The sequence below is a fragment of the Blautia sp. AF19-10LB genome (assembly GCF_003461245.1).
Lineage (GTDB): Bacteria > Bacillota > Clostridia > Lachnospirales > Lachnospiraceae > Blautia_A > Blautia_A intestinihominis.
Genome location: NZ_QTWS01000089.1, coordinates 1 through 840 on the forward strand (window position 1 = coordinate 1; position 840 = coordinate 840).

Below are 840 nucleotides of genomic sequence, written 5' to 3' on the forward strand. Positions count from 1 at the left end.
TCATATAGTTTATCAAAATATAAAAGAAATTGATAGACGTTTTCTTCTGATATTTTCTGCTGCCGGATATTCAGCAGGCGATTCTTAACTTCTTCTATACTGTTCTCCACGCCTTCAATTTCATCATACAGACGGTATAACCTTGTCTCCATATCCTGATATTTCTTCTCATAAAATTTATCCATGATGTCCAGACTGTCCATCTGCTGTCCAAGTCTTCCTTTTGCTCCGGTCAGCTGCCTGTGCTGTTTTTCCAGTCTTTCAATCTCTTTTTCTATTTCTTCTGTATCTATTCTTGAACCGATTTTATTCAGAATTGCTTCTTCAAATTTCGGATTCTTCACCAGTTTCCGAATAACTTCTTCCACTGCATTGTTAATCTTCTCCTCACTCCATTGTTTACGATATCCACATTTATGACCATCTACCAGGCGACGATGTTTGCAGGCATAATAGAAATAATCCTTATATAAGGTTCCGTCTTTCTTTTTCTTTCGGTTCACGTTTCCATACATACCGCTTCCACATAACGGACATCTCAATATTCCGGATAAAATATGCTCATGCTCGAGACTATGTGTCTTTTCATATTTCACACCTGTTTTTTCCCTTTTTTGATGAGCAAGCTCCCAGTCTGTTTCTGAGATGATTCCTTCATGGATACCATCGTGCAGCATATAATTTTCCTGCTTTACAATACGGTATTCATTTCTTGTACCAGATACTTTCTCGTTCTTTCTTCGTCCATAAGCCAGCTTTCCACAGTATACCGGATTATCCAGAACGCCTTTTATAAATGAAGCGGCAAATGCGTCCAGTGTATTATTCTGTCGTTTTTTC

General features: G+C 38.0%; 1 protein-coding gene and 1 pseudogene. Both read right to left on the minus strand.

Features of this window, described 5'->3' with window-relative positions:
- Positions 1 to 677: recombinase zinc beta ribbon domain-containing protein (locus tag DWX28_RS19180; protein ID WP_442857739.1), on the minus strand; the 677-nt coding region annotated here is incomplete at its 3' end.
- Positions 663 to 840 (minus strand): annotated as a pseudogene (locus DWX28_RS20875) (recombinase family protein); the annotation flags it as partial. The pseudogene DWX28_RS20875 and the gene DWX28_RS19180, both read right to left, overlap by 15 nt.